The 26,140-nt window shown below is 71.5% G+C and carries 23 protein-coding genes; 15 read left to right on the plus strand and 8 right to left on the minus strand.

All coding sequences use genetic code 11. From position 1 onward, the window contains the following. Positions 1–8 precede the first annotated feature (8 nt). Positions 9–1,475, minus strand: a complete 1,467-nt coding sequence (locus tag AMYTH_RS0133005; protein ID WP_037322869.1) for an FAD-dependent monooxygenase — start codon at positions 1,473–1,475, stop codon at positions 9–11. A gap of 72 nt (positions 1,476–1,547) precedes the next feature. Between AMYTH_RS0133005 and AMYTH_RS0133010 the strand changes: the two genes are divergently transcribed. Both AMYTH_RS0133010 and AMYTH_RS0133015 read left to right on the plus strand, forming a co-directional pair. Further along, positions 1,548–2,186 (plus strand): TetR/AcrR family transcriptional regulator, encoded by a 639-nt coding sequence (locus tag AMYTH_RS0133010; RefSeq protein WP_027933810.1) that lies wholly within the window; start codon positions 1,548–1,550, stop codon positions 2,184–2,186. 235 nt (positions 2,187–2,421) lie between these two features. Next, positions 2,422–4,959: a sensor histidine kinase gene (locus AMYTH_RS0133015; RefSeq protein ID WP_027933811.1), complete on the plus strand. Its 2,538-nt coding sequence runs from the start codon at positions 2,422–2,424 to the stop codon at positions 4,957–4,959. Here the strand turns inward: AMYTH_RS0133015 and AMYTH_RS46200 are convergent. From AMYTH_RS46200 to AMYTH_RS0133030, 3 genes are all read right to left on the minus strand, one after another. Further along, positions 4,862–5,764, minus strand: coding sequence for an ABC transporter permease subunit (locus AMYTH_RS46200; RefSeq protein WP_037322870.1), 903 nt, complete (start codon positions 5,762–5,764; stop codon positions 4,862–4,864). The genes AMYTH_RS0133015 and AMYTH_RS46200 overlap by 98 nt on opposite strands. A 534-nt stretch (positions 5,765–6,298) precedes the next feature. After that, positions 6,299–6,943: an amino acid ABC transporter permease gene (locus AMYTH_RS0133025; protein ID WP_027933812.1), complete on the minus strand. Its 645-nt coding sequence runs from the start codon at positions 6,941–6,943 to the stop codon at positions 6,299–6,301. Beyond that, positions 6,940–7,869, minus strand: coding sequence for a glutamate ABC transporter substrate-binding protein (locus AMYTH_RS0133030; RefSeq protein WP_027933813.1), 930 nt, complete (start codon positions 7,867–7,869; stop codon positions 6,940–6,942). Before AMYTH_RS0133030 ends, AMYTH_RS0133025 begins: the two co-directional genes overlap by 4 nt. Before the next feature lie 529 nt (positions 7,870–8,398). On the opposite strand from AMYTH_RS0133030, the gene AMYTH_RS0133035 reads away from it, so the two are divergent. The 6 genes from AMYTH_RS0133035 to AMYTH_RS0133065 all read left to right on the plus strand — a co-directional run bounded on the left by AMYTH_RS0133035 (position 8,399) and on the right by AMYTH_RS0133065 (position 14,826). Then, positions 8,399–11,296 (plus strand): nitrate- and nitrite sensing domain-containing protein, encoded by a 2,898-nt coding sequence (locus AMYTH_RS0133035; protein WP_027933814.1) that lies wholly within the window; start codon positions 8,399–8,401, stop codon positions 11,294–11,296. Then, positions 11,293–11,745, plus strand: coding sequence for a roadblock/LC7 domain-containing protein (locus AMYTH_RS0133040; protein WP_017985274.1), 453 nt, complete (start codon positions 11,293–11,295; stop codon positions 11,743–11,745). Before AMYTH_RS0133035 ends, AMYTH_RS0133040 begins: the two co-directional genes overlap by 4 nt. A 26-nt stretch (positions 11,746–11,771) precedes the next feature. After that, positions 11,772–12,488, plus strand: a complete 717-nt coding sequence (locus AMYTH_RS0133045) for a DUF742 domain-containing protein (protein ID WP_027933815.1) — start codon at positions 11,772–11,774, stop codon at positions 12,486–12,488. Next, positions 12,469–13,077 (plus strand): GTP-binding protein, encoded by a 609-nt coding sequence (locus AMYTH_RS0133050; protein ID WP_017985272.1) that lies wholly within the window; start codon positions 12,469–12,471, stop codon positions 13,075–13,077. Before AMYTH_RS0133045 ends, AMYTH_RS0133050 begins: the two co-directional genes overlap by 20 nt. A gap of 127 nt (positions 13,078–13,204) precedes the next feature. Then, positions 13,205–13,630, plus strand: coding sequence for a roadblock/LC7 domain-containing protein (locus tag AMYTH_RS0133055; protein WP_027933816.1), 426 nt, complete (start codon positions 13,205–13,207; stop codon positions 13,628–13,630). Between the two features lie 863 nt (positions 13,631–14,493). Continuing rightward, a complete protein-coding gene (locus tag AMYTH_RS0133065; RefSeq protein WP_017985270.1) occupies positions 14,494–14,826 on the plus strand; it encodes a DUF742 domain-containing protein in 333 nt (110 codons plus the stop codon). A 1,054-nt stretch (positions 14,827–15,880) separates the two neighbouring features. On the opposite strand, the gene AMYTH_RS0133070 is transcribed toward AMYTH_RS0133065, so the two are convergent. Beyond that, the gene (locus tag AMYTH_RS0133070) at positions 15,881–18,115 is read right to left on the minus strand and encodes a helicase-associated domain-containing protein (RefSeq protein WP_027933818.1); all 2,235 of its coding nucleotides are present in this window, start codon (positions 18,113–18,115) and stop codon (positions 15,881–15,883) included. 87 nt (positions 18,116–18,202) lie between these two features. Between AMYTH_RS0133070 and AMYTH_RS0133075 the strand changes: the two genes are divergently transcribed. The 6 genes from AMYTH_RS0133075 to AMYTH_RS0133100 all read left to right on the plus strand — a co-directional run bounded on the left by AMYTH_RS0133075 (position 18,203) and on the right by AMYTH_RS0133100 (position 23,030). Next, on the plus strand, positions 18,203–18,391 hold the full coding sequence (locus AMYTH_RS0133075; RefSeq protein ID WP_017985268.1) for a hypothetical protein: 189 nt from the start codon (positions 18,203–18,205) through the stop codon (positions 18,389–18,391). Positions 18,392–18,410: 19 nt separating this feature from the next. Then, positions 18,411–19,805 carry an NAD-dependent malic enzyme gene (locus tag AMYTH_RS0133080; RefSeq protein WP_027933819.1) on the plus strand — a complete coding sequence of 465 codons (1,395 nt, stop codon included), beginning with the start codon at positions 18,411–18,413 and terminating at the stop codon, positions 19,803–19,805. Beyond that, complete coding sequence (locus AMYTH_RS0133085) at positions 19,805–20,227, plus strand: helix-turn-helix domain-containing protein (protein WP_027933820.1); 423 nt, start codon at positions 19,805–19,807, stop codon at positions 20,225–20,227. The genes AMYTH_RS0133080 and AMYTH_RS0133085 overlap by 1 nt, the downstream gene beginning before the upstream one ends. Before the next feature lie 14 nt (positions 20,228–20,241). Next, positions 20,242–20,658 carry a VOC family protein gene (locus AMYTH_RS0133090; protein ID WP_027933821.1) on the plus strand — a complete coding sequence of 139 codons (417 nt, stop codon included), beginning with the start codon at positions 20,242–20,244 and terminating at the stop codon, positions 20,656–20,658. Positions 20,659–21,594: 936 nt separating this feature from the next. Then, positions 21,595–22,065, plus strand: a complete 471-nt coding sequence (gene moaC / locus AMYTH_RS0133095) for a cyclic pyranopterin monophosphate synthase MoaC (RefSeq protein WP_026153558.1) — start codon at positions 21,595–21,597, stop codon at positions 22,063–22,065. Further along, a complete protein-coding gene (locus AMYTH_RS0133100) occupies positions 22,062–23,030 on the plus strand; it encodes a molybdenum cofactor biosynthesis protein MoaE (RefSeq protein WP_027933822.1) in 969 nt (322 codons plus the stop codon). The genes moaC and AMYTH_RS0133100 overlap by 4 nt, the downstream gene beginning before the upstream one ends. A gap of 90 nt (positions 23,031–23,120) precedes the next feature. On the opposite strand, the gene AMYTH_RS0133105 is transcribed toward AMYTH_RS0133100, so the two are convergent. The 3 genes from AMYTH_RS0133105 to moaA form a co-directional block, all read right to left on the minus strand. Continuing rightward, a complete protein-coding gene (locus AMYTH_RS0133105) occupies positions 23,121–23,768 on the minus strand; it encodes a transglycosylase family protein (RefSeq protein WP_027933823.1) in 648 nt (215 codons plus the stop codon). 445 nt (positions 23,769–24,213) lie between these two features. Then, entirely contained in the window at positions 24,214–24,465 is a 252-nt protein-coding gene (locus tag AMYTH_RS0133110; protein WP_017985261.1) for a MoaD/ThiS family protein, read from the minus strand. Between the two features lie 9 nt (positions 24,466–24,474). After that, a complete protein-coding gene (gene moaA, locus AMYTH_RS0133115) occupies positions 24,475–25,536 on the minus strand; it encodes a GTP 3',8-cyclase MoaA (RefSeq protein WP_037322873.1) in 1,062 nt (353 codons plus the stop codon). A gap of 102 nt (positions 25,537–25,638) precedes the next feature. Here moaA and AMYTH_RS0133120 point away from each other — a divergent pair, with 102 nt between their 5' ends. Continuing rightward, positions 25,639–26,115: a MarR family transcriptional regulator gene (locus AMYTH_RS0133120; RefSeq protein WP_037322875.1), complete on the plus strand. Its 477-nt coding sequence runs from the start codon at positions 25,639–25,641 to the stop codon at positions 26,113–26,115. The last annotated feature ends 25 nt before the right edge of the window (positions 26,116–26,140 follow it).

Raw genomic sequence — 26,140 nt, forward strand, 5'->3', positions numbered from 1 at the left:
GTCTTCCTTTATACGGCGTTGCCGGAGGTCGAGCCGTGCTGGTCATCGGCGGGAGCGCCGAACCAGCGGGTCAGCGCGGCGTCCAGGGGCCCGCCGTCCGGGGTCCAGCAGCAGCGGCCGTCCGGCCGGATCAGCAGGGCGGGCTCGGTGAGCTGGTGGTCCGGTTCGGCCCGGACCCGGTCGACGCGATCGGACCAGCCCGGCGGCAGTGGGTGGCCGCCGGTGAGGTCGAGCAGCAGGCCGCGGCCCGAGCGCAGGAGCGCCGACAGGCGGGTCCTTCCGTCGCCGGTGCGCAGGTCGGCGTCGGGCACCCGCCCCGCTGCGTCCAAACCGGACATCATCCCGGCCAGGTAGTGGTTCGTGTCGGGCAGTCGCAGGAGGTCGGTGAAGACGTCGCGCAGCGCGGCGACGTCATCGGACGGGTTCGGCACGGCGAGCACGCGCTGGGCCGAGGTGTGGTGGAGCACGCGGGCCACCGCGGGATGCCGTTCCTCCTGGTAGGTGTCCAGCAGGTCGTCCGGGGCCCAGCCGTGCACGGTGGCCGCCAGCTTCCAGCCGAGGTTGACGGCGTCCTGCACGCCGAGGTTCAGGCCCTGGCCGCCGAGTGGCGGATGGATGTGCGCCGCATCCCCCGCGAACAGGATCCGGCCGTGCCGGTACCGCTCCAGCTGCCGGGTCGCGTCGCTCCACCGGGACGCGGTGAGGACGCTTGCCAGCTCGGTGTCCCGGCCGTAGACCGCGGTGAGGGCGTCGGTGATCTCGTCGTCCGTCACCGGGCCCTGGGCGCTGGACTGGTCTTCGCGGCCGAAGGTGAAGCGGTAGCGGTCGCCGCCGACCGGCACGAGCATCGACCAGTAGCCGCCGGCGTGCCGGGTCAGGGCGCTGATGTGACCGGCGCGCCGGGGCACGAGCGCGGACGCCGAGGCGAGCCGGATCTCGGCCAACACGGCCTGGAAGGTGCCGGGCCGGCCGGGGAAGGGTAGGCCGAGCAGCTTGCGGACAGGGCTGTGCGCGCCGTCGCAGGCGACGAGGTAGCGGGCGGGAAGCGCGTCATCGCCGATCGTGACCGTGACGCTATCGGCGTCCTGCGTAACGCCGGTGACCGGCTGTCCTCGCCGCAGTTCCGCGCCGCGGGCGAGGGCGGCTTGTTCCAGGAACTCTTCCACGAGGTCCTGGCGGATGGAAAGGGGGAAGGGGTGCCGCGTCGGCCAGGACGAGTAGTCGAGCGGCACGGGCAGGGTGGCGAAGTGACCGCCCACCGGTTCGCGTTCGTGGGCCCGGTCCTGCATGGCGTCGAGCAGGCTGCGCTGTTCGAGCAGTTCGGCGGTCCGGGGCTGGATCGTGCCGCCCTTGGTCTGTTCGACGCGCTCGGTCAGCGGTTCGACGACCACGGTCCGGACTCCCGCCAGCGCGAGTTCGTGAGCGAGGGTAAGGCCGGTCGGTCCGGCTCCGGCGATGACGACGTCGATGCCCACGACTCCTCCTGAGTGCAAAAGTAGACTAAGTGCAAATTACTACCGAGTGAAAGGAGTTGGTAGTCTGGGGCGATGACCGAGCCGGCCGGACTTCGCGAGCGGAAGAAGCAGCGCACCCGCGAGGCGATCTCCAACGCCGCGATCCGCCTGTTCCTCGAGCACGGGTTCGACCAGGTGTCCATCGCGCAGATCGCCGACGTGGCGGAGGTTTCGCGGCGCACCCTGTTCGCCTACTTCCCGACGAAGGAGTCGCTGGTCGTCCACCGCTTCGCCGACCACGAGACGGAAAGTGCCCGGGTGGTCCGGGAACGTCCGGGCGACCGGACGCCGCTGGAGGCGCTCCGGAGCCACTTCTTCGACGGGCTCGAGCGGCGGGACCCGATCACCGGGCTCAACGACGCCCCGGAGATCCTCGCGCTGTACCGGATGATCTTCGCCACGCAGGCGCTGCTCGCGCGGATGCTCGAGTTCAACCAGACGGCGGAGGAGGCCTTGGCAGGGGCGCTGGCGGACACTGCCGGGGTGGGGCCCGGCGAGGCGCGGGTGGCCGCGGCGGCGATCGTCTCGGTGCTGTGGGCCCTGGCGCGCGAGAACCACCGGGCGATTGCGTCCGGCCGGTCGGCCGACGAGGTGTTTCCACAGGCCAGGGCGGATGCGGACGAGGCGTTCAGGCTGCTCGACGGCGGGTTCGGCAGGCTCGGAGCGCGGTAGATCGTGGCGAAGGCCACAGCGGGGAACGACACGGGGAGTGTCGGACGTCTTGCCCAGCGAAAGATTTCGGCTGGTGGGTGGAAGCCGCGCTCCCGGGCCAATACGATCGCCCGGCGGACCTCTTCACGAGTAGCGCGGGCGGGGCGTGTGTGTCCGGGGTCGCTACCCTCTCCGGGGTTGGTGACCCAGCCGGTGCCGATCCGAGTCCGGCAGAACGGCTAGAGAAGGAAGTCAGGTGGCCCGGCGGCACAAGCGTCCCGAGAGCGGTGAGGCGCTGGACCGGCGGCCGGACAACCGTGCAGGCAGCCGGTGGCGGCTGCGGAACTGGCGGCTGCGCACGAAGCTGATCGCCGTCCTGCTCATCCCGATGCTGACCGTGCTGGCGCTCATCACTCTCCACGTGCGCTCCGACCTGGCGCACGCGGAACAGTTGGCCGAGCTCGCCGCGCACGCCCGTGTGGACGCGGGTGTCAACGCGGTGGTGAACGAACTGCAGCGCGAGCGGGACGTCACCGTGCGCTACGTCGCCGGGCAGCGACGGAACGGGCTCAGCGACGTGCGGGACCAGCGCGCCCGCGTGGACCAGGCGGCCGGTGCGTTCGCGCGCGAGCTCGCCGCACAGCAGTCGCGGCTCTCGCCGGCCAGCGCCGCGGGTCTGAAAGAGGCCCAGTCCCGGCTCGACGCGCTGCCGGGACTGCGTTATTCGGGCGAGTTCTCGAACTCGTCGGCGGATTCGATCCTGACCTCCTACAGCGACCTCATCTCGGGTGTCCTCGACCTGTCGGACCAGGCCGTCGCCGAGATCGCGGACGCCGAGGTCGCGCGGCTGCGGCTGGCCGCGAACGCGCTCGCCCGTGTGAAGGACCAGATGTCGGTCAAGCGCGCGGTGCTCGGGCAGGCGTTCGCGGAGGGCGAGGTCTCCGACGACCGGCTGCGGAAGCTCCTCGGCGCGGACGCCCAGCTCGCCGCCGCGCAGAACGATTACCGCAAGTTCGCCACCGCCGCCGAGCAGCGCTCCTACGAACAGACCGTCGCCGGACCGGCGGTGCAGTCGGCGAACACGCTCTTCGAGTTGGCCATCACCAGGACGGAGAACGGGCAGAGCCTGTCCGGCCTCGACTCCCGCCAGTGGGACCAGGCGATCACCGGGACCATCGACCTCGCCTACCAGTTCCAGCAGACGCTGCAGGTGCAGACGCAGCAGCGGTGCGACGCGCTCGCCACCGACGCGCGTCGCTCGGCGATCGTCAACGCGGCGGTGGTCTTCGGGGTGCTGCTGCTGTGCGCGGTGCTCGCCGTGGTCATCGGGCGATCGCTGCTGCGGCCGCTGCGGATCCTGCGCAACAACGCGTTCGACGTCGCCGAGCACCGGTTGCCCGCGGCGGTGGACGAGATCCTCGCCGACCCGCATCCGGACTTCATGACCGCCCACCGCGGCGTGGCGCCGGTGCCGGTGTTCACGCGTGAGGAGGTCGGCCAGGTCGCCCGCGCGTTCGACGCCGTGCACGGGCAGGCGGTGCGGCTGGCCGGTGAGCAGGCGCTGCTGCGGGAGAACATCAACGCGATGTTCGTGAACCTGTCCAAGCGCAGCCAGGATCTGGTCGAACGCCAGCTGGCCGTGCTGGACCGGATGGAGGCCGACGAGCAGGACCCGGAGACGCTCGGCGGCCTGTTCGAACTCGACCACCTCGCCACGCGGATGCGCCGCAACAGCGAGAACCTGCTCGTCCTGTCCGGGCACGACTTCGGTGACGAGAAGGCCGAACCGGTGGCCGCCGAGGAGATCATCGGCGCGGCGTTGTCCGAGGTGGAGCACTACCAGCGGATCGAGCTGACCGCGATGCCGGAGATCGCGATCCGCGGCGAGGCCTGCAACGACCTGGTGCACGTCGTGTCCGAGCTGCTGGAGAACGCGACCCTCTACTCGCCGTCGGACAAGACGGTGACCGTGGTCAGCTCGCTGGCCGAGGACGGCGCCTGGCACGTGCACATCACCGACCAGGGCGCGGGCATGCCGCAGCCGGAGATCGACCGCGCCAACAAGCGGCTGGCGAACCCGCCCGCGGTGGACGTCGAGGTGTCGCGGCGGATGGGCCTGTTCGTCGTCGCCACGCTCGCGAAGCGCCACGACATCCAGGTGCGGTTGCGGTCGGCGGACGGTGGCGGGCTGGTCGCGACTGTCGTCGTCCCGGCCGGGCTGGTGATCGAGAACGTGGCGCCGGTGCCGGAGCCGCTGCCCGCGCCGCCGGCTGCTCCCGAGCCGCCGCCGGTGCCGGTTTCGCTGCCGTCGCTCAAGCCGATCCCGCTGCCCGAGCCGGAACCAGCGCCCGAACCCGAGCCCGCACCGGAGCCGGAGCCGGGCGACACGGAGTTGATCCCGGTGGTGCGGGACGAGCCGCGCCGCGGACGAACCGAGGACGGGGTGGACTGGCCGACGGCGGACAACGATGCTTTCCCGCCGGAGGAAGAAGAGCCGACCGAGCGGATGCCGGCGTACCAGGCGGTGCTGTCGCGGTGGTTCACGACGGGCGAGCACTGGCCGGTTCGCCGTGACGCCGCGGCGAACGGGCAGGCGGCCGAGCCGCAGTGGCCGTCGGCGGATGGCGACGAGGTCGACGGGAAGGCGCCGGACTTCCCACAGCAGGTGCGGCGGCGGCCCGACTCGTTCGACCCGCCTACGCTCTCACTCGATCCCGACGAGGTTCGGCACCGGATGTCGCGGCTGCAGAACGGGTTCGCCCGAGCCCGCGACGCGCGGGGCCCGGAGAACTGACGGGTTCGATCCCGGCGAGCCGCTGCCGGGCGTCGATCGCGCGGGCCAGGCGGGACAGGGCGTAGTTGATCGCGAAGTAGAGCAGCGCGATGATCAGGTAGGTCTGGATCAGGAGCCGGTTGTAGCCGGCGAGGACCTTGCCGCTCTGCAGGAGTTCGGCGTAGCTGACGACGATCCCGAGCGAGGTGTCCTTGACGACGCCGGCGGCTTGGCTGATGAGCGCGGGCACCACGCGGCGGATGGCCTGCGGGAAGATCACGTACCGCATCGACTGGGACGGCCGCATCCCGAGCGCGGCCGCAGCCTCGCCCTGGCCGGCTTCGAGGGAGCGGAAGCCGCTGCGGAAGATCTCGGCGAACTGGGCCGCGCGGGACACCGCGATCGGCAGGACGAGTTTCCAGAGCAGCGCCAGGTCCAGGCCGTACCGGGGCAGCGCGAACATCGCGAAGTAGATCAGCAGGAGCAGCGGGACGACCCGGACGACCTCGACGTACGCCCGGGCCGGCGCGCGGACCGCGGCGTGCCGGGAGATGCGCCCGAAGGCGAGCACGAGCCCGGCCGCCATCGCGATGGCGATGGCCAGCACCGCGGCGAGGGCCGTGCCGCCGAGGCCGCCGAGGAGGTAACGCCACATGGGCCAGGAGCCGTAGGGCGCCCAGCGCCCCGCCGAGAGCTCCCCGTTGATCGCGAACTGCCGCACCGCCAGCGCGACGAGCACGAGACCGGCCAGGACCGCGACCACGGTGGCGATGCGGATGCGCCGCCGGGCGCGCGGACCGGGATCGTCGAAGAGCACCGAGGTCATCGCTGGCCTGCCTGGTTCAGCACAGTTGGCCCTCTCGTGGGGCGTTGGTTGGACGGTTCATGCGCCAGGGGGTGAGTGGGTAGGTCGTGCCGCCGCGATTGGCCCCTCGGGCAGCGCGGTTGGGCGGGTGGTACAGCGGTGGGTGAGGTTGAGTGGGTGCTGTGGTGGCTGCGCCAGCTGGGCTGGCTGGCTGGCGCGGCGGCGGGTGCGGCTGGCTGGCTGGCTGGCGCGGCGGCGGGTGCGACTGGGCGGGCTGGCCGGTGTGGCGGCGGGTGCGAGTGGGCGGCTGGCTGGCGCGGCGGCGGCGACTGGGCGGGCCGGCTGGGCGCGGCTGGGTCGGTCGCGCGTCGGTTGGGCCAGTCATGGCGCGGCGGTCTGGCCATTGGTGCTGCGACCGGGAGACAGCTTCGCGGTGGTCGGTGGGCCAGTCGTGCGCGCTGAAGTTCCACCAAATTTGGCGCGGTTTCCTGGAAATGACCCCGCCCGGCGCGCCCACCTCGGGTCCCCGTGCCACCGCGCCCATCGTCACCCCGCTCACCGAGGGATCGCCAGCTTCCGGTCCAGCACCCCGGCCCCCGTGGAGATCACCAGCGCCAGCACGGCGTAGCAGACCCCCGCGCCGATGTACAGCGGCAGCGGCTCCGCCAGCGCCAGGTTGACCCGGTTCGTCGCCTCCGTCAGTTCGACCACTCCGACCGCCGCGGCGAGGGCGGTGTTCATCAGCAGCTGGATGGTGACGTTCCCGAGCGGCTGGATGATCGTGCGCAGCGCCTGCGGCAGCACCACCGCCGACAGTGACTGTCCGAAGCCGAGCCCCAGCGCACGCGCCGCCTCGGCTTGGCCCCTCTCCACTCCGTTCACGCCGGCCCGCAGTGTTTCCGCGTAATACGAAGCCATGTACAACGCGGTCGCGAGGATGGCCGTCGTGAACAGTTCGAATCGGATTCCCACCGTGGGCAGGCCGAATACGAACAGCACCAGCCACACCGCGAGCGGAATGTTCTGGAACAACTCGACGTACCCCGTGCCGAAAGCCCGCAGCGGGCGGACCGGGCAAATCCGGAATGCGGTGATGACCACCGCGAGCACCACCGCGCCCACGGCGCTGAACACGGTGAGCAGCACCGTGTTCAGCGCGCCCTCGGCGAATTCCCCGAGGTGATCGCCCCACCCGGTCACGAGCCCGGGACGGAACCCGTCTTGGGCGGAACAGGCGCGTCACCCGGGATGACCGTCCCCAGCGTCTGCTTGTACGCCTCCTGCCACAGCCCCGCGGCCTGGATCTTCTCCAGCCAGGTGTTGACGAACCGCTTGAACGTCTCGTCGCCGTGGTGGATGCCGATGCCGTACGGGTCCTGCCCGAAGGTCCCGCTGACGATCTGCACCTTGTCGTTCGTCTGCGCGTTCCCGGCCAGCTGCGTCAGGTCGTTCACGTACGCGTCGCCGCGCCCCTGCTCCAGCGCCGTCACGCACTCCGAGTTCGTGCTCAGCGTGATCACCTGCGCCGGCTCGTACTGCTGGACCATGGCCGAACCGGTCGAGTTCGTCACCGCCAGCACCCGCTTGCCCTTGAGGTCCTGGGGCTTGGTGACGCTCGTATCGCCCTTGCGCGCCATGATCGCGGGCCCGGACACGAAATACGGCCCGGCGAAGGACACCTTCTCCGCGCGGGCCGGCGTGATCGAATAGGTGTGCAGAACCACGTCGACGGTGTTGTTCTGCAGCAACGCCTCGCGGATCTGCGACGTGGAATTGACGATCTTGACGTTCGGCTGGCCCAGGATGTACTTCGCCAGCAACCGGCCGAGGATCGCGTCGAACCCCTCGGTCTGGCCGGTCGTCGGGTTCTGCTGGGACAGCAGCGGCGTGTCCAGCTGGCTGCCGATGAGGATCTGCCCGCGCTGCTTGATCGCCTGCGCCGTCGGGCTGGTCGCGAGGTCCGCGTCGGACGCCACCGGCGCCCGGTCGAGGAGGCTCTGCTCCTGGTTCGCGCTCCCGCCGCTGTCCGGTACCGCGCCCCCGCTCGAGGTGCACGCGGTCACCGCGCCGAGCGCGACCGCCGTGAGCAGGACCGCGAGGCGCCGTCGCCGTGTCGAAGCCGTCATGGTGTGGCCGGATCCCTCCTGGAAGTGGAGCCTGTCGCCCCTATCTACTCTCGGTGACGCAAGGGGTACCCGAACGGGTGGCAGTAGATCACGAGGTAAGGCGCAGGATCGTGCAGCTCCAACGGTCGCGTCAAGACCCTGTGAGGTTCCGGGGGTCGCTGTGGGACATTTCCCGACAACTTGTCACAGGCCGGTCCCACCTTCCGGATAGTGAGATAGATAACACTGGACAAGGGCCGTGCGACTGCACGCAGCGTGACGTGCAGTCGTTCTGTTCCTGAGACAGTTGGTGAGAATTCGTCACCGGGGTGACCGCTAAAGTTCGTGGTGAGAGCCATCTGCCCGGCTTCCCTTTCATCCCGGCAGCCGATAGCCTCTACCCCCAATCGGGTGGCCCCGTGTTAACCATTCACGTCCTGGTTCTCATGGCGTGGAACCCGAGTGCGGAAACGCGGAAACTGGACAGCTCGAACCGGGAAGGAAGTCCTCGGTGCCCCAGCCCACGAGCGGGGAGCGCGGTCGCAAGGCAGTGTCCCCGGCGGAGTCGCCTGTCGCACAGAGTAACGACGTCGGTGCGCAGGACAACGCGATCGGAGCATCGACCGGTGGTGACGGCAGCCGTCGGGTCCGCGGTCTCGCGAACTGGCGCGTCAACGCCAAGATCGCCGCGGTGGTGGCCGTGCCGACCGCCGCCGCGCTGTCCCTGGCCGGCCTGCGCGTGTACGACAGCTTCGACACGATGACCGTCTACCAGCACGCCGAACAACGCATCGAACTCAGCCAGAAGGTCGCTGCCGAGGTCGACGCGCTGCAGCGTGAGCGGGACGCGATGTCGGCCTGGATCGCCTCCGGGCGCCCGGCCGACCGGGCCGAGCTCGACGACGCCATCAGCACCGCGGAGAACGCGGCCGACACCGTGCGCGGCGCGGTCAGCGAGGTCGCCGCGATCAGCGACGACGCCACGTCCGCGCGCTACCAGCAGGGCCTCGCCCGGCTCGACGGCCTGAGCCAGCTGCGCTCCTCGGCTGGCGCCACGGACTTCCCGAGCCTCGCCGCGCAGGCCGGCTACACCGGGGTCATCGATGCGCTGCAGCTGATCGCCGACGAGTTCGACGCCGACATCACCGACCAGGGCCTGCAGGACCGGCACGAGGCGCTCGGCTTCCTCGCCGACGCCAAGGAGTTCTCCGCGCAGCAGAACTCCTACCTGCGCAGCGCCGCGATCCGCGGCAGGTTCGACCCGGCCGAGCTGAAGAACCTCACCACCGCGCAGTCGAACCTGGTCGCCGCGATCGACCGGTTCAACGCCGTGGCCACCCCGCAGGCCCAGCTGGATTACTCGACCACCCTGTCCGGCCCGCAGGTCTCGCAGCGGTTCACCCTGCAGCAGCTGGCGTTGCTGCGCGCACAGGCGAACCCGCCGCTCGCGCTGGCCATCGACCCGGGCGCGGTCGCGCAGTCCTCGTCGCAGACGCTCGACCTGATCAGCCAGGTCCAGAACCGGCTGCTCGACGACGCCAAGACCTACACCGACGGGCTGATCAGCGCGCAGCAGCAGAACCTGCTGATCACGGTCGCGATCATCCTCGCCGGGCTCCTGCTGGTGCTCACGCTGATGTACGTCGTGGCGCGTTCGCTGATCCGGCCGCTGCGCACACTGCGCTCGACCGCGCTGCAGGTCGCCGAGGTGCACCTGCCCGACGCGGTGGAGCGGATCATGCGCGAGGCCGACCCCGCCGCGGCCGCGGCGAAGGCGATCGAGCCGGTGCCGGTCCACACCACCGAGGAGATCGGGCAGGTCGCCAGGTCCTTCGACGTGGTGCACGGCCAGGCCGTCCGCCTCGCCGCCGAGCAGGCCCTGCTCCGGGACAACGTCAACGGCATCTTCGTCAACCTCTCGCGCCGGTCGCAGCGCCTGGTGGAGCGCCAGCTCGCGGTGATCGACCTGCTGGAGGCCGACGAGCAGGACCCCGACCACCTCGCGAGCCTGTTCGAGCTGGACCACCTGGCGACCCGGCTGCGCCGCAACGGCGAGAGCCTGCTGGTGCTCTCCGGCGCGGGCCTGAGCAAGTCGATGCCCAAACCGGTCTCCGCCGCGGACGTGATCGGCGCGGCGGTGTCCGAGATCGAGCAGTACGCGCGGGTCGACGTGGGCGCGATCCCCGAGGTCGCGGTGCGCGGCCCGTCCGTGCACGACCTCGTGCACCTGCTCGCCGAGCTGCTGGACAACGCCACCTACTTCTCCGAGCCGGAGACGAAGGTCAGCGTGCGGGCCGTGGTCACGCGCAAGAAGGCGCTCGCCATCCAGATCACCGACCGCGGTGTCGGCATGTCGCCCGAGCAGATCGCCGAGGCCAATCGGCGCCTCGCCGACCCGCCGGACCTGGACGTGTCGGTGACCCGGCGGATGGGCCTGTACGTGGTCGCGCGACTGGCCCAGCGGCAGGGCATCGAGGTGCGCCTGCGGGAGAACGAGGACATCGACGGCGGCGTGATCGCCCGCATCGTCGTGCCGCCGGACCTGCTCGGCCCCGTCGCGCGGGAGCCGATGCCGCGGCCGGCGGAGACGTCCTCGCCGAACCTGCCGCCGGTCCCGGCCCAGCGCACGCCGTCGAACCTGTCGCGCCGCGAGCAGGCCCAGGCCCAGGAGGCCGAGACCGGGGTGCTGCGGCCCCTCGACCAGCCGATCAGCCTCGACGACCTGGTCGCCGGCTCGACCGACGCGGCCTACCTGAGCCGGGGCAAGCCGCGCGCCGAGGAGCCGCGGCCGAACGGCTCCACCCCGCCGCAGCCCGAGGAGCAGCCGAACCACTTCGGTTCGCTGGCGCTGCCCAAGCGCGAGCCGCAGTACGTGCCGGTCACCGAGCAGCCTGCCGAGGAACCGCCGTCGAACGAGAGCATCTTCGACGACGACGTGCCGACCAAGCGGCTGCCGATCTACCAGTCGGTTGTGTCGAGGTGGTTCAGTGCGGAGGGGGAGGATCCCGCCTCGGTGAGCGGCGACCTCGAGGAGGAACTCCCCGCGGCGGCCGAGGAAGCCCCCGAGGCCGACGACAAAAGCGCCGATCTTTGGCACAGTGTGTCCGATGAGGGCTGGCGCGCGGCGCAATCCCTGCTCGAGTCGCGGGAGGAGGAGATCACTCCGGCCGGGCTGCCGAAGAGGGTGCCGAACGCGCACCTCGTCCCCGGTTCGATCCCGGCGGGCGAGACCGACGCCTTCACCGACACGACCGTCGGCAGGCCGGGGCAGGGCGCGCTCGCCCGCTCCGCCGAGGCGGCGCGGGAACGCATGGCGAGCTTCCAGCGCGGCTACGTGAGTGGCCGGCACGCGCTGCAGGAGAACACGCCGGGCCCCTATGACCAGGGAGATCCGGTGAGTGGCGGGGGAACCACCCCGCCGGACGAGGCAGTGAGGAGTGAGGAGTGACACGGGCGGGATCGCTGCAGCCGGGAGGCTCCACGCCGCAGGCGCCGCGGAACGGCTTCGCGTGGCTGATCACGGACTTCGTGCACCGGGTGCCCGGTGCGGCGCACGCCGTCGTGGTGTCGGCGGACGGGCTGCTGCTCGCCGCGTCCCGGGGGCTGCCGAAGGACCGCGCGGACCAGCTGGCCGCGGTGGCGTCGGGGCTGACCAGCCTGGCACGGGGCGCGTCGAAGGTGTTCGAGGGCGGGCCCGTGGCGCAGACGGTGGTCGAGATGGCCAACGGCTTCCTGTTCCTCATGTCGGTTTCGGACGGGTCCTGCCTCGCGGTTCTGGGGTCCCCCGACAGCGACATCGGCCTCGTGGTGTACGAAATGACGCTTCTGGTGGATCGGGTCGGTCAGCAGATGACGCCAGAGATGCGGGCACAGCTCCAGGGAGCCGCGCGCGGTTGAGCGCGCCGGGCACGAGAGGGACTGCAGTGGACGGTGGGCAGCCGACGGGCGTGGGCTCGGGACGGCTGGACGACGACGCCGAAACCGCCTGGCCGGACGAGGCGCAGGCGGCGCGGACCGAGGACTGGAGCACGTTCCGGGCCAAGGTCGACCGCGCCTGGCGCCTGCGCCGGGCCGCCGCGGGCGAAAAGCGGTCCAGTACCCTGAGCGACCCCGAGCCACCGGGCTACGGGGCGACCGAATACCCGGAGTTCAGCGGCGACCGGTTGCTGTCCGGGCCGGCGGCGGACCTGTTCGGTGACTCGGGCGGGCCGCTGGCCCCGGCGGGCGAGCTGCGGCCCAACCCGGCCGCGGAGAGCCACCCGAGCTTCCCGCCGGTGCCCGCGCCGGTGGCGGCGGAGGAGACCTCCGGTCTGGTCCGGCCGTACTTCCGCACGCGCGGGCGGACACGTCCCAGCTACGATCTGGCGATCGAAGCACTCGTCTCGACCAGCGAGCGGGGACGGATGCTCGACCGGGTGCGGGTGCCCGAGCACCGGTCCATCTGCGGACTGTGCCTGGACACGCGCTCCGTGGCCGAGGTGGCGGCGTACCTGCGCATGCCGCTGGGGGTCGCGCGGGTGCTGATCGGCGACGCTGTCGATCTCGGCCTGGTCCTGGTCCATTCCACGACGTCGGTCGTCGGCGATCGTCCCAGTATCGAGTTCATGGAGAGGGTGCTCAGTGGGCTTCGGAGAATTTGACTCCGACGCGAACACGTCGGCCGCGACGGGACCGACGCAGTCGGCCAAGATCGTGGTCGCCGGCGGCTTCGGTGCGGGCAAGACGACCCTGGTCGGCGCGGTCTCGGAGATCGATCCGCTGACCACCGAGGCGGTGATGACCGAGGCCAGCGTGTCGGTGGACGACACGACCGCCACGCCCAACAAGGCGACGACGACGGTCGCGATGGACTTCGGTCGCCTCTCGCTCGGCGACGACCTCGTGCTGTACGTCTTCGGCACCCCGGGGCAGCACCGGTTCTGGTTCATGTGGGACGACCTCGCGGTCGGCGCGATCGGCGCGGTCGTGCTGGTCGACACCCGGCGGCTGGCGGACGCGTTCCCCTCGATCGACTTCTTCGAGAACCGGAAGCTGCCCTACATCGTGGCGATCAACTGCTTCGACCGGCTGCTGCACCACCAGATCGAGGACGTCCGCCACGCGCTGACGATCTCCGAGTCGGTGCCGATCATCGCCTGCGACGCGCGGGAAAAGGAGTCGGCCAAGCAGGTGCTGATCACGGTCGTGGAGCACGCGATCAACCGGGACCGCGCGTTACAACCGGGGTGATCGGGTAACCGTGCCGCCGGAAGGGTGAATCGATGTGAGATCACCCCGGGCGGCAGGCCACCAGGGCCTGGTTCGGCAATACCCTGTCGGAATAATCGCAGAACAGGCTCGACCGGTGAGGAGGCACATGACGGCATCGGCACAGCAGTCGAGCGGCTTCGGCTTCGGCTGGCTGATCACCGACTTCGTGCGACGGGTCCCGGGCGCGGCGCACGCCGTGGTCGTCTCCGCCGACGGTCTGTTGCTGGCCGGGTCGCAGGGCTTGCCGAAGGACCGGGCCGACCAGCTGGCCGCGGTCGCCTCCGGGCTGGTGAGTCTGACCTCCGGTGCCGCGCGGTGCTTCGAAGCTGGTTACGTGAACCAGACCGTGGTCGAGATGGAGCGCGGGTACCTGTTCCTGATGGGGATCAGCGACGGGTCGAGCCTGGCCGTGCTGGCCGCGCCCAATTCCGACATCGGGACCGTGGCGTACGAGATGACGTTGCTGGTCGACCGCGTCGGGATGCAGATGACGCCGGAGCTGCGCAACCAGCTCCAGGGTGGCGTGCGCTGATGCGGGGACTTTCGAAGGGGGCGGGCCGCCCCGCGGTGGATGCGTGGGACCGGCTGCACCAGGGCACCGACCGCGAGGGAATCGACTCACCGGCGCGGTTCGTGCTGACGAAGAAGCCGGTGGTGCTGCCGGTGCGCACGCCGGTGCGGCAGACGCCCGGCGTCGGGCGAGCCGCTTCCCGGACGTCCGCCGGCTGGCCGACCGCCGCCGATGCTGATTACGGGGCCGGTTCTGGCTTGGCTGGAGCCGCTACGCGAAGCGGGGCGGGCGCCGGTAGGCATGGGGGTGTCGAGGCTGGTCGGGGCGCGGGTTTTGAGGCCGGTCGGCACACGGGTGTTGAGGCTGGCCGGCACGGGGGTCCTGAGGCTGGCCGGCACGGGGGTCCTGAGGCTGGTGGTCGGCACGCGGGTCTTGACGCTGGCCGGCGCGGGGGGCTCGACGCTGGTGGCCGGCACGCCGGTTCCGATGCGGGCCTTGATGCCGGTGGCGCGCGGGACGCAGGTCTGGAGGCCGGCGGCGGCTGGCAGGCTGGTGCTGGTGCTGGTGCTGGCTGGCAGGCCGGTCCGGAGGCTGGCGGCGGCTGGCAGGCTGGTCCCGCGGCTGGCGGCTGGCCCCCCGGTTCCGAGGCCGGTGCCGGTTGGCAGGCTGGTCGGGAGGCGGGCGGCGGTTGGCAGCCTGGTCCCGAGACCGGTGGCGGCTGGCCCTCCGGCGCCGATCTGGACGCCGCCGCACGAACTGGACTGGAGCCGGGCTGGACGACCGGCGCGGGCGCCGCTGTCGGCGTTCGGACTGCTGCGAGCGCCCGCGCGGTAGGGGTGCCGCCCGCGCAGACGAGGGGCTCCGAGCCGTCGGTCCGGACGCGGATGATGATGCGCCCGTACGCCCGCACCGGAGGCCGCACCAGGCCGGACTACGAGCTGGCCCTCGAGGCGCTGGTCTCGACCACCGACCGGGGGCGCGTGCCGCAGGCCGTGACGGGGGTTCAGCACCGGCGGATCTGCGCGCTGTGCTCGGAGGCCCGCTCGATCGCGGAGATCGCCGCGTACCTCGACCTGCCGCTCAACGTGGTGAAGGTGCTGGTCAGCGACCTGGACGCGGCCGGGATGGTGCTGATCCACCAGTCCGGACTGTCCTTTGGGGACCGCTCCTCGCGCGAGTTCATGGACCGGGTGCTCCAGGGCCTGCGACGCCTCTAAGCCCGAGCGTGGTCCGCTCCACCCCGCGAGCCGACTACTCGTGCGGGCACGACTGGGCCTGTCGCGCAACCATGGTTGGGCATTCGTACCCGGGCGCCGTCGGCCCCACCGGGTGAGGTGGCTACTCGTGGCGGCACGGCTGGGCCTGTCGCATGATCATGATTGGGCATCTCGTACCGGTACGAGATGCCCTTCGTGCGCGCTGCAGGGGCAGATCGGGAGTCTCGCCGCTGGGCAGAACGGGAGGCCCGCCGTTGGGCAGATCGTGATGCCGCGAGTGGGCATTTCATAACCCGCGGCTGGGCAGTCGGTGCGGCGACCGTTGGTCAGTTCGTGCCGCTGCTGCGAGTGGCCCCCTCGCGAACCGACGACTGGGCACTTTGCGGAGCTGCGGCTGGGCACTTCGTGGAACGGGCACTTCGTGGAGCCACGGCTGACCAGTTCGTGGAGCCACGATTGTGCACCTCGCAGAGCCGCGGCTGCGCACGTCGTGGCGCTACGACTGGGCAGTTAGCCGAGGTGCGGCTGGGCAGTTCGTGGAGCGACGATTGGGCAGTTCGTGGAGCTGCGGCTGGGCGCTTAGTGAAGCCACCACAGGGCACCTCGTGGAGCTGTGACTGGACAGTTCGTGGAGCCAGGATTTGGGCGCCTCGCGGAGCGACGATCGGGCAGTTCGTCGAGCTGCGGCTGGGCACCTCGTGGAGCTGCGGGCGTGCAGCTGACAGAGCAACGACTGGGCACCTCGTCAAGCGGCGACTGGACACCTCGTGCCCGTACGACCGCAAACCGCCCAACGGCCGCCGGCCAAGCCACTCAAGCCAGCCAAAACGCCGACTCAAACCAGCCAACCACTCGACCCAGCCAACTCACTCAAGCCAGCCAACCCACGCACCCCAGCCAAAACGCCGACTCAAACCAGCCAACTCACTCAAGCCAGCCAACCACTCGACCCAGCCAACTCGCTCAAGCCAGCCAACCCGTGCAACCCAGGCCAACCCACGCAACCCAGCCAAAACCGGTCCCCGGCCCAGCCGAACCCCAAACCCCAACAGGATCAGTCGTCCACCAGCGCGGCCGAAGTGATGCGGTGCAGGGGGTACCGCTCATCATCGCGGCCGATCAGCACCCCGCCGCCCACGTGGGTCGGCGTCACGATCCGCTGGCTGGCCGTTCCGTGGGCGTCCACGAAGCCGATCCAGACCTCCCGCTGCTCGCGGTGCGCCCGCGCCAGCAGGGCCATCGTCGCCGAGGTGTCGGAGCCTCCGCCGCCGCCCGGGAGGCGCACCGCCGCGCCCTTGCGGCTCGCCGCGGCTCGGTCGCCCGCCCGGATGTGCGCGACCACCGACGCGGCCTGCTCGCCGGTCAGCCCGGTCGGCTCGGGCACCACCCGCCGCGCCGTGCGGGGGCGCGCCGGGATCCTCCTGCCGGACGGGCGCAGGTCCACCACCCGCCCGTCCGGTCCCTCGGCCGCCGGCGCGAAACCAGCGGCCCGCAGCCCGTCCAGCACCTCGGCCAGCGGGTACGGGCTGACCAGCACCGTCGGCGCGATCCGGCGCAGCTCGTACTCGCCCGACACGGAGTTGCCCATCACCTCCGCGAGCAGCACCTCGTCGTCACACCGCAGGAACGACCCGGCCGCCCCGCCGCGCAGCCTGCCGTGCCGCCGCGCCACGTCGTCGATCAAGTACGTCAGCGACTGCGGCACCTCGGTGGCCGACCGCTTCCGGAACAGCTCGTGCAGCTCGTCGGCGGTTCGACCGGTGTCCAGCGCCCGCCGCACCGACGCCTCCGTGATCCGGTAGACCGTCGCGTGCCCGGCGGACTCCACATCGGCCACCGCGGCGATCTCCGTCGCCAGGTCCATCTCCAGCGGCCCCGGCGCGACCACCGTCAGATCGGCCTGCACCAGCACGTACCCGATCGGCTTCGGCATCGCGTCGTACACCGCGTTCAGCGCGCCCGCGCGATCACCGGCCAGCAGCGCGCCGCCCGCCGTCGTCAGCGCCCCGAGCGCGATCACGCCCAGCGCGGACGCCTCGGCGAACGTCCACCGCACCGTCTCGTCCCGCAGCCGCCCGCCACGCCGCGGCGCCCGCCACGCGAGCAGCTCGACCAGGTCGTCCGCGCCGTGCACACCCGCGCCACGCGGCAGCTCGGCCAGCGTGCCCAGCACCCGCCGCCGCACCGACGGCGCCAGCGGCCGCCGCAGCTCGTCGGACAGCGGCACGATCGGCTTGTCCTTGGCGTCGCGCTGACCGGCCAGCGCAGGCAGCCGCGGCAGGTCCAGCCACGCCTCGGCGAGGATGACCCACCGCTGCGCCGGCTCGGACGCCAGCCACGAGTCCGCCAGTGTCGTCGGCACCCACTCCGGGCTGGTGCTCTGGCTGTCCGCGACCAGCCCGGCCGCCGCCGCCAGCTCGGCGAGCAGCGTGGCGCGGGCGTCGTCGGTGTCCAGTTCGCGCGCCAGCTTCCGCAGCTCCCGCACCCCGAGACCGCCGGACTTCAGCACCGGCGGCGGCTGCTCCGACCACTGCGTCAGCAGCGATTCGGTCTGCCGCAGGAACTCCATCGCCTCCCCGGCGGCCGCCTCGTCCACTGTGGACTGCTGGTGCGGGCTCGTCGGCAGCTCCGGCTCGCGCAGCGCCTTCGGCGAGCAGATCCGGCCGCCGCGCAGGGCGATCGCCACCTCGCGGGGCAATTCGACCGTCTCGTCGTCGCGGCGCAGCAGCAGTCCGCGGGCGAGCAGCTTCTGCACCGGCTTCGCCTCCGCGGCCAGCGACGGTTCGGCCGCCGCGTCCCGGGTACGCCCGATGGGCGGGCCGGCGGCGAGGGCGCCGAGCAGCCCGCGTTCGTCGTCACCGACCTCGGCGAGCGCGGCCTCGACGTCCAGCCCGGGTGCGGACGCGCCGAGCCCGGCCGGGAACGGCCCGGCCAGCTCGCGCGCGGCGGGGACGACGCGGACCGCGTCGTCGTCGCCCCAGGCCAGCACCCGCGACCGCAGCCGGTCGACGGCCGGCCGGACGTCCGCGCCGACCAGCTCGGTGATCGCGGCCAGCGGGACGGCTTCGGTGTCCGCGTCGGCGACCAGCAGCGCATCGAGCACGGAGAGGGTGAACGTGTCCAGGTCCTCCATCGCCCTGGCGACCGATCCGGCCGTGCCGGCGCGGGTGGCCAGCACTGTGCTGTCGGACGGTGGCGGGGTCGCCAGGTCGCGCCTGGCCTGCAGGAGCGCGCCCAGCTCGTCGTCGGACGCGGACCGCAGCCAGTCCGCAAGGGAGGTCGCGGGCATCACATCGAGGATACCCGCCCTGACCATCGTGTTCGGGCGGCTGTGAGGCAAACTGGGGACCGTAGGTGCCGAGCACTGGAGGATGAAGTGGCGAAGGGCGACAAGGACAAGAAGAGCGGTCGTATCGACCCCACCTGGCCGCATCTGCCGGACGGCGAGCACCCGGTCACCGAGCTCTCGGCGGACCGCCAGGGCGCGCTGTCGCCGTTCGGGAACGTGACGTTCCCCCTCGAGACCGTGCCGTACGTGCACCCCGAGACCGAGATCAACAAGTAGACAGCAGGGGGTTACTGCCGTGCCGGTTCCCGGCCCCGGGTATTCGATCACCGTTCGTGTCGAGGCGCCGCCGTCGGCGAGCGCCGCGGGCGACCTCACCTCGGCGGTGGGCCGGGTCGGCGGCGTGCTGACCGCGTTCGACGTGGTCGAGTCCCACTCCGACGCGATCGTCGTGGACATCACGGCGAACGTCTCCAACGCCGACCACGTCGAGGTCGTCACCGAGGCCCTCGACGCGCTGCCCGGCGTGCGCGTGCGCAAGGTCTCCGACCGCACCTTCCTCATGCACCTCGGCGGCAAGCTGTCGGTGTCGCCGAAGGTCCAGCTCCGCAACCGTGACGACCTCTCCCGCGCGTACACGCCGGGGGTGGCGCGGGTGTGCCAGGCGATCGCGGCCAACCCGGCCGACGCGCGCCGCCTGACGATCAAGCGCAACACGGTCGCGGTCGTCACCGACGGTTCGGCCGTCCTCGGGCTCGGCAACATCGGCCCGGCCGCGGCCCTGCCGGTGATGGAGGGCAAGGCGGCGCTGTTCAAGAAGTTCGCCGACGTCGACGCGTGGCCGGTGTGCCTGGACACCCAGGACACCGAGGAGATCATCAAGATCGTCAAGGCGCTCGCGCCGGTGTACGCGGGCATCAACCTCGAGGACATCGCCGCGCCGCGCTGCTTCGAGATCGAGAAGCGGCTGCGTGAGCAGCTCGACATCCCGGTGTTCCACGACGACCAGCACGGCACCGCGATCGTCGTGGTCGCCGCCCTGCGCAACGCGCTGCGCGTGGTCGGCAAGGAGATCGAGGACTGCAAGATCGTGGTGAGCGGCGCGGGTGCGGCCGGCTCGGCGATCATGCGGCTGCTCATGCACAAGAAGCCGGGCGACATCATCGCCGCCGACATCAACGGCATCGTCCACCTCGGCCGGTCCGATTTGGACGAGAACCTGCGGTGGCTCGCGGAGAACACGAACAAGGACAACGTGTCCGGCACGTTGCACGACGCGCTCGTCGGCGCCGACGTGTTCATCGGTGTGTCCGCGCCGAACCTGTTCGGGGCCGAGCAGGTCGCGACGATGGCGCCGAACGCGGTGGTGTTCGCGCTGGCCAACCCGGACCCGGAGATCGACCCGCTCGAGGCGCAGAAGCACGCGGCGGTCGTGGCCACCGGGCGCAGCGACTACCCGAACCAGATCAACAACGTGCTCGCGTTCCCCGGCGTGTTCCGCGGTCTGCTGGACGCGCAGGCGCACGAGATCACCGACGAGATGCTGCTCGCGGCCGCGAACGCGATCGCCGACGTGGTGGACGACCGGCTCAACGCCTCCTACATCGTGCCGAGCGTGTTCGACTCGGCGGTGGCCCCGGCCGTCGCGGAGGCGGTCAAGGCGGCGGCCCGGAAGTCCGGCGCCACGAGCTGATGAGCCGCGCCGTCGAGGAGTCGAACCGGCGGATGCTGCGGGCCCGCGACGCGATGGACCGCGCTTACGCGCAGCCCCTCGACGTCGCGGCCCTGGCCCGGATGGTGCACGTCTCGGAGGCGCACTTCATCCGCACCTTCCGGGCCACCTTCGGGGAGACGCCGCACCGGTACCTGCAGCGGCGGCGGGTCGAGCGGTCGATGTTCATGCTGCGGGAGAGCGATCGCAGCATCACCGACATCTGCCTCGCCGTGGGGTTCACGAGCCTCGGCACGTTCAGCCGGACGTTCCGCGACATCGTGGGGCAGTCGCCGTCGGAGTACCGGGCAGCCGGCGCCGGGGCGGTGGCGGCGCCCACGTGTTTCGCGATGGCGTGGACGCGGCCGAGCAGTTTCGGAGAAGCCAGGGGCGGGGCCCGCTGATTAGCGTTGCGGACATGTTCAACGCGATCACTCTCTCCCAGATCTTCGTGACCGACCAGGACGAGGCGCTCGACTTCTACGTGGGGAAGCTCGGGCTCGAGGTGAAGGTCGACCAGGACCTCGGCTTCATGCGGTGGCTGACGGTGTGCGTGCCCGGCGAGCCCGGGCGCGAGATTCTCCTGGAGAAGCCCGGCCCGCCCGCGATGGACGAGGGGACCGCCGAGCAGGTGCGCGAGCTGCTCGCGAAGGGCGCGACGGGCGGCTGGATCGGCCTGACGACGGACGACTGCCGCAAAACGTACGAGGAACTGCTGGCGAAGGGCGTGGAGTTCACGCAGGAGCCGATGGAACGCCCGTACGGCATCGACTGCGGCCTGCGGGACCCCTTCGGCAACGCGATCCGCATCAACCAGCCCACGCAGCCGACCTGACGGCCGCCGGGGCGGGCCGGGATGCAGCCCGGCCTGGCGGGGCCGCCGGGCGGGGCGGGATGCATCCCGGCCTGGCGGGGCCGCCCGGGCGGGTCGGGACGCAGCCGGCCTGGCGGGGCTGCTGGGACGGATCGGGATGCAGCCGGCCTGGCGGGGCTGCTGGGGCGGGCGGGATGCAGCCGGCCTGACGGCTCTGTCGGCGGGCAGGCCGGGTTGTGTGGCAGGCCGGTGGGCCGGCTGCCTGGCCTGGCCCTGCCGCTGCCTGGCGTGGTCTTGCTCCGCCGCCGCCCGGCACGGCCCCGCCGCCACCCGGCCAGGCCGGGTGGCGGCGGGCCGAGATGGTGTGGCCGGGTGGCGGCGGGCCGAGATGGTGTGGCCGGGTGGCGGCGGGCCGAGATGGTGTGGCCGGGTGGCGGCGAGTCGAGATGGTGTGGCCGAGATGCGCCAGCTCGGCTTCGCCGAGTGGGGTGGCGGTGCGGGCGGATCGGGTGGTGCGGCGCGGGCGAGGTGGCGCGGGTGCATTTGCGGCCACGTCGAGTGGGGCGCGGCCCTGGGTGGCGGTGCGGGCGGATCGGGTGGTGCGGCGCGGGCCAGTGGCGCGGCGGGTGGATTTCGGCCACGTCGAGTGGTGCGGCGCTGGGTGGCGGTGCGGGCGCATCGGGTGGTGCGGCGCGGCTGGCGAGCCGGTAGAAGACCTGTCCGTGCGGGTGGCGCACCGCGGGATCGGGGGGCGTGGCCTGCGGCGGGTCTGTCCCGCCTGGCCCGGTGACGGCGGGCGGCCTGGGGTCGGCCCCTGGCCCGGTCGGGCGCCGACGCGGATCGGGGGGCGCTACTGAAGGTGGGACGCCCGGTCGGTCCTGCGGAGTGGGGGCGGGCCGCGGTGGCTCGTGTGCCCCTTCACCGGGTGGGCGGTGCTCGGCGATTAGCCTTGTCTTCGTGAGTGAACTGAGCCACGTCGACGAGAAGGGCGCTGCCCGGATGGTCGACGTCTCCGGCAAGCAGGCCACCGCTCGGACGGCCGTCGCCACGGGGGTCGTGCACACCACGGCCGAGGTGGTCGATCTGCTGTCGCGGGACGGGCTGCCCAAGGGCGACGCCCTCGCGACCGCGCGCATCGCCGGGATCATGGGCGCCAAGAAGGTGCCGGACCTGATCCCGCTCTGCCACCAGATCGCCCTGTCCGGCGTCAAGGTCGAGTTCGACCTCGGGCCCGCCGAAGTGCGCATCACGGCGACCGTCAAGACCACCGATCGCACCGGGGTCGAGATGGAGGCGCTGACCGCCGTCGCCGTCGCGGGGCTCACCGTGCACGACATGATCAAGGCCGTCGACCCCGCAGCCACCTTGGACGGGGTCCGTTTGGAGCGCAAGCTCGGCGGCAAGTCCGGCGTGTGGGAGCGGCCATGAGCAACGACAAGCGCACCGCGCGGGTGATCGTCGCGTCGAACCGGGCCTCGGCGGGTGTCTACGCCGACCACACCGGCCCGGTGATCGCCGCCTGGCTGGCCGAGCGCGGGTTCGACGTGCCGGAACCACGGGTGGTGCCCGACGGCGACCCGGTCGCCCAGGCACTGCGCGAGGCGCTCGACGACGACGTGCACGTGGTCATCACGACCGGCGGCACCGGGATCTCGCCCACCGACCGCACCCCGGACGTCACCGCGCCGCTGCTGGACCACCAGCTGCCGGGCCTCGCGGAGGCGATCCGGTCCGCCGGGCTGCCGAAGGTGCCGACCGCGGTGCTGTCCCGCGGCGTGGCCGGTGTCGCCGGCCGGACCCTCGTCGTGAACCTGCCCGGCTCACGCGGCGGGGTGAAGGACGGGCTCGGCGTGCTCGACGGGGTGCTCACGCACGCCGTCGACCAGCTCGCGGGCGGCGACCACCCGCGCCCGGCCACCGAAACACCCGCTACGAAGGCCCCGGAAACGCCGACGGTCACCCAGGCGACCGCGCACATCGCGCGGGCCGAGGTGACTGATCAGCCGTTGTCCGTCGAGGAGCACGCGGCCCTCGTGGACGACCAGTCCGCCGGAGCGGTGGTGACCTTCGGTGGCGTCGTCCGCGACCACGACGGCGGCAAGGGCGTGAAGTCCCTGTTCTACGAGGGGCACCCGAGCGCGGGCGACGTGCTGGCCCGCGTGGTCGCTCAGGTCGCCGGCCGCCGCAGCGGAGTGCGGACGATCGCCGTCAGCCACCGGATCGGGGCACTGGAGATCGGGGACGTGGCGCTCGCTTGCGCCGTGTCCGCCGACCACCGGGCCGAAGCCTTCGCCACCTGCGCCGAACTGGTCGACGAGGTGAAGGCCCAGTTGCCGGTGTGGAAGCACCAGCACTTCACCGATGGCACGGACGAGTGGGTCAACTCGCCCTGACGCCGGCGGCACGGGCGTAACCCGAACCGCCAGGGCGCCGGCGCCCCACCACCCGGGGGATTGCGGTGGGGCTGCCGGACACCCCCAGTGTCACTTCGTGGCGATCTTCTGCCCGACCAGGATCAGGTTCGGGTTCGAGATGTACTGCGAGTTCAGCTCCTGGAGCTTCTGGTAGCCGCCCTCGACGTTGAACTTCTTGGCGATCCCGGACAGCGTGTCGCCGGCCACCACGGTGTAGTCACCGTTCGGGTTGGAGGCCGGAACGCTCACGGCCGGAGCCGGGGTGCTCTTCTTCGGCGTGCTCTTCGGAGCGGTGGACTTCTTCGGCGTGGTGGCCTTCTTCTGGGTCGAGCCCTGGGTGTTCTTGCCCTTGTAGCTCGCCGAAGAACCGGCCTTCTTGCCGCAGACCGGCCAGGCGCCGATGCCCTGGCCCTGCAGGACGCGCTCGGCGACGGCGATCTGCTCCTCGCGGGAAGCGTTCGCCGCGCTGCCGGTGCCGCCGTAGGCCTTCCAGGTGCTGGCGGAGAACTGCAGACCACCGTAGTAGCCGTTGCCGGTGTTGGTGCTCCAGTTGCCACCGCTCTCGCACTGCGCGATGGCGTCCCAGTTGACGCTGGCGGCCTGCGCGGGGGTCGCGGCGATCGCCAGCGGGGTGCCGACCGCGAGGCCCGCGACAGCGACGCGAGCGATGTTGCGAGCGGCGGGGGACATCTTGCGGTGCTTGCCTCGGTAGGACATTCCATCAACTCGGCTTTCGCACCGACGGGCCGAAGCTGCGAGGCGAACCCTCACGGGTCCTGCTCCACCCGGCGGGGTCCGGGCGAGCCAGTCGGGCCTTCGCGAAAACCGCTCGGGTCCGACCCTCTCCGTCCCTGTCCGGAAAACCTTCTTTCGCTCGGGGTTTGGTCCGGGATTCCGCCGGACAGGGTTTGGCGCTCGGAATCCCGGTGTTGCCGTGGCCGGTCGGGGCCAGCCGAAAAGCGACGGTACGTAACGGCGAGCGTGATCGGAAATTATTCGAGGTGTGTCCTACATCACAGTAACATCGCGCAACCTCTGCCGATCTCATCGTTTCGCCTGGTCAGCGCGCCGTTACCTGGCCGTTTCCAAGTCGAGATATTTCACCGATCGTGAGGTCTGGATCACGTCGTTCTGGCACGGTTGGGCCAATCGTGAACCCCGTTCAACCGCCCGCGAAGGGCGGCAGGACGTCCAGTTCGGCCCCCTCCGGGAGGGGTCGCGAACGGTCGCGGACGGCCACCCCGTCGACGAGGAAGCTGGCCGCCTGAAGGATCCGCGGGAGGGTCTCCGGATGAAGATCACGGAGAGCGACGACGGCCTCGGCGACCGAGGCGCCGGCAGGAAGCTGGAGTACCTCTTCTTCCACGCCCGCGGCCGCGCGCGCGGACGCGAAATAGCGCACCAGGACGCTCACGGTCAAGATCTATCCCCCGATCGCGCTCATCGGCCGGATCGGCTGGGCGAAGCCGGCGTCGTTGATCTCGTGGCCGGCGAGCTTGCCCCACATGGTCGTGCGCCAGGCCTGGGCGATCGCCTCGTCGTCCGCCCCGCCGCGCAGCAGTGCCCGCAGATCCGTCTCGTCGTTGCTGAACAGGCACGACCGCACGGCACCGTCGGCCGTCAAGCGGGTGCGTTCGCAAGCCGCGCAGAACGGGCGCGTGACCGACGCGATGATCCCGACGTCGCCGGGGCCGCCGTCGACGAGCCAGCGCTCCGCCGGCGCCCCGCCGCGCGCCTCCGGGCTCGGGGAGAGCGTGAACTCCTTGCTGAGCAAGGAAAAGATCTCCTCCGCGGTGACCATGTCGGCGCGGTTCCAGCCGTGCTGGGCGTCCAGCGGCATCTGCTCGATGAACCGCAGGTGGTAGCCGTGGTCGAGGCAGAACCGCAGCAGCGGCGCCGCCTCGTGCTCGTTGATCCCGCGCAGCAGCACCGCGTTCACCTTCACCGGGTCCAGCCCCGCGTCGCGGGCGGCGGCGAGGCCGTCCAGCACGTGGCTCAGCCGGTCGCGCCGGGTGATCCGCACGAACGTCTCGGGATCGACGGTGTCGAGCGAGATGTTGATCCGGTCCAGGCCCGCCTCGGCGAACGCGCGGGCGCGCTTGGCGAGCCCGATCCCGTTGGTGGTCATGGAAAGCCGGGGCCGCGGGCGCAGCGCGGTGATCTCCGCGACCAGGTGCTCGAGCCCGGGCCGCAGCAGCGGTTCGCCGCCGGTGAGCCGGATGTCGGTGATGCCGAGACGCTCGACCGCTATCCGCAGCAGGCGCAGCAGCTCGCTGTCGGTGAGCACGTCGTCACCGGGTAGCCACGGCAGGCCCTCGGCCGGCATGCAGTACGTGCAGCGGAGGTTGCAGCGGTCGGTCAGCGACACGCGCAGATCCGTCGCGACGCGGCCGAACGTGTCGACGAGGGCGGGGTTGTCAGGGCGGGGCTGCGTGGTTCCGCGTGTGCCCGGCACGCGGGGGAGCCCGAGATCTACCGCACTCATTGACACCAGCCTAACCCGCCGACCGGACCGTGGATCCTCACTAGAATGTCTCGGTAGCAGAGTGTTTCAACTGCGAAGACCACTTGGGAAGGGACGCGCCGGATGCCGGAGGAAAAAAGGTACCCGGTGCCCGGCGACGTGCTCGCCCGCTTCGCCGAGATCGGCCGGGAATCGAGCACCCTCGCCGTCCTCCGGCACGCCCAGATCGCCGAGAAGCTGGGGCTGTCCGCCACCGACCACAAGGCCCTCGACCTGGCCGCGCGCGCCGAGGGGCCGCTGACCGCGGGGGAGATCGCCAAGCTCACCGGCCTGTCCACCGGCGCCGTGACCGGTGTGATCGACCGTTTGGAGCGCGCGGGTTTCGTGCGCCGCGTGCGGGACGTCCGGGACCGCCGCAAGGTCCTCGTCGAGGTGCTGCCGCTGGACGAGGAGAAGATCGCGCCGCTGTTCGAGTCGGCGCTCGTGATCACCGAGAAGGTGCTGGAGAAGTTCAGCCCGGCCGAACGCGACGCGATCGAGCGGTACCAGAACGAACTGCTCGACCTGTTGCGTGCGGACGTTCTCGGGGACAACCCGTAGCTTTTCCGCAATTGCGGAAGTAATC

This window comes from Amycolatopsis thermoflava N1165 (assembly GCF_000473265.1).
Taxonomy (GTDB): domain Bacteria; phylum Actinomycetota; class Actinomycetes; order Mycobacteriales; family Pseudonocardiaceae; genus Amycolatopsis_E; species Amycolatopsis_E thermoflava.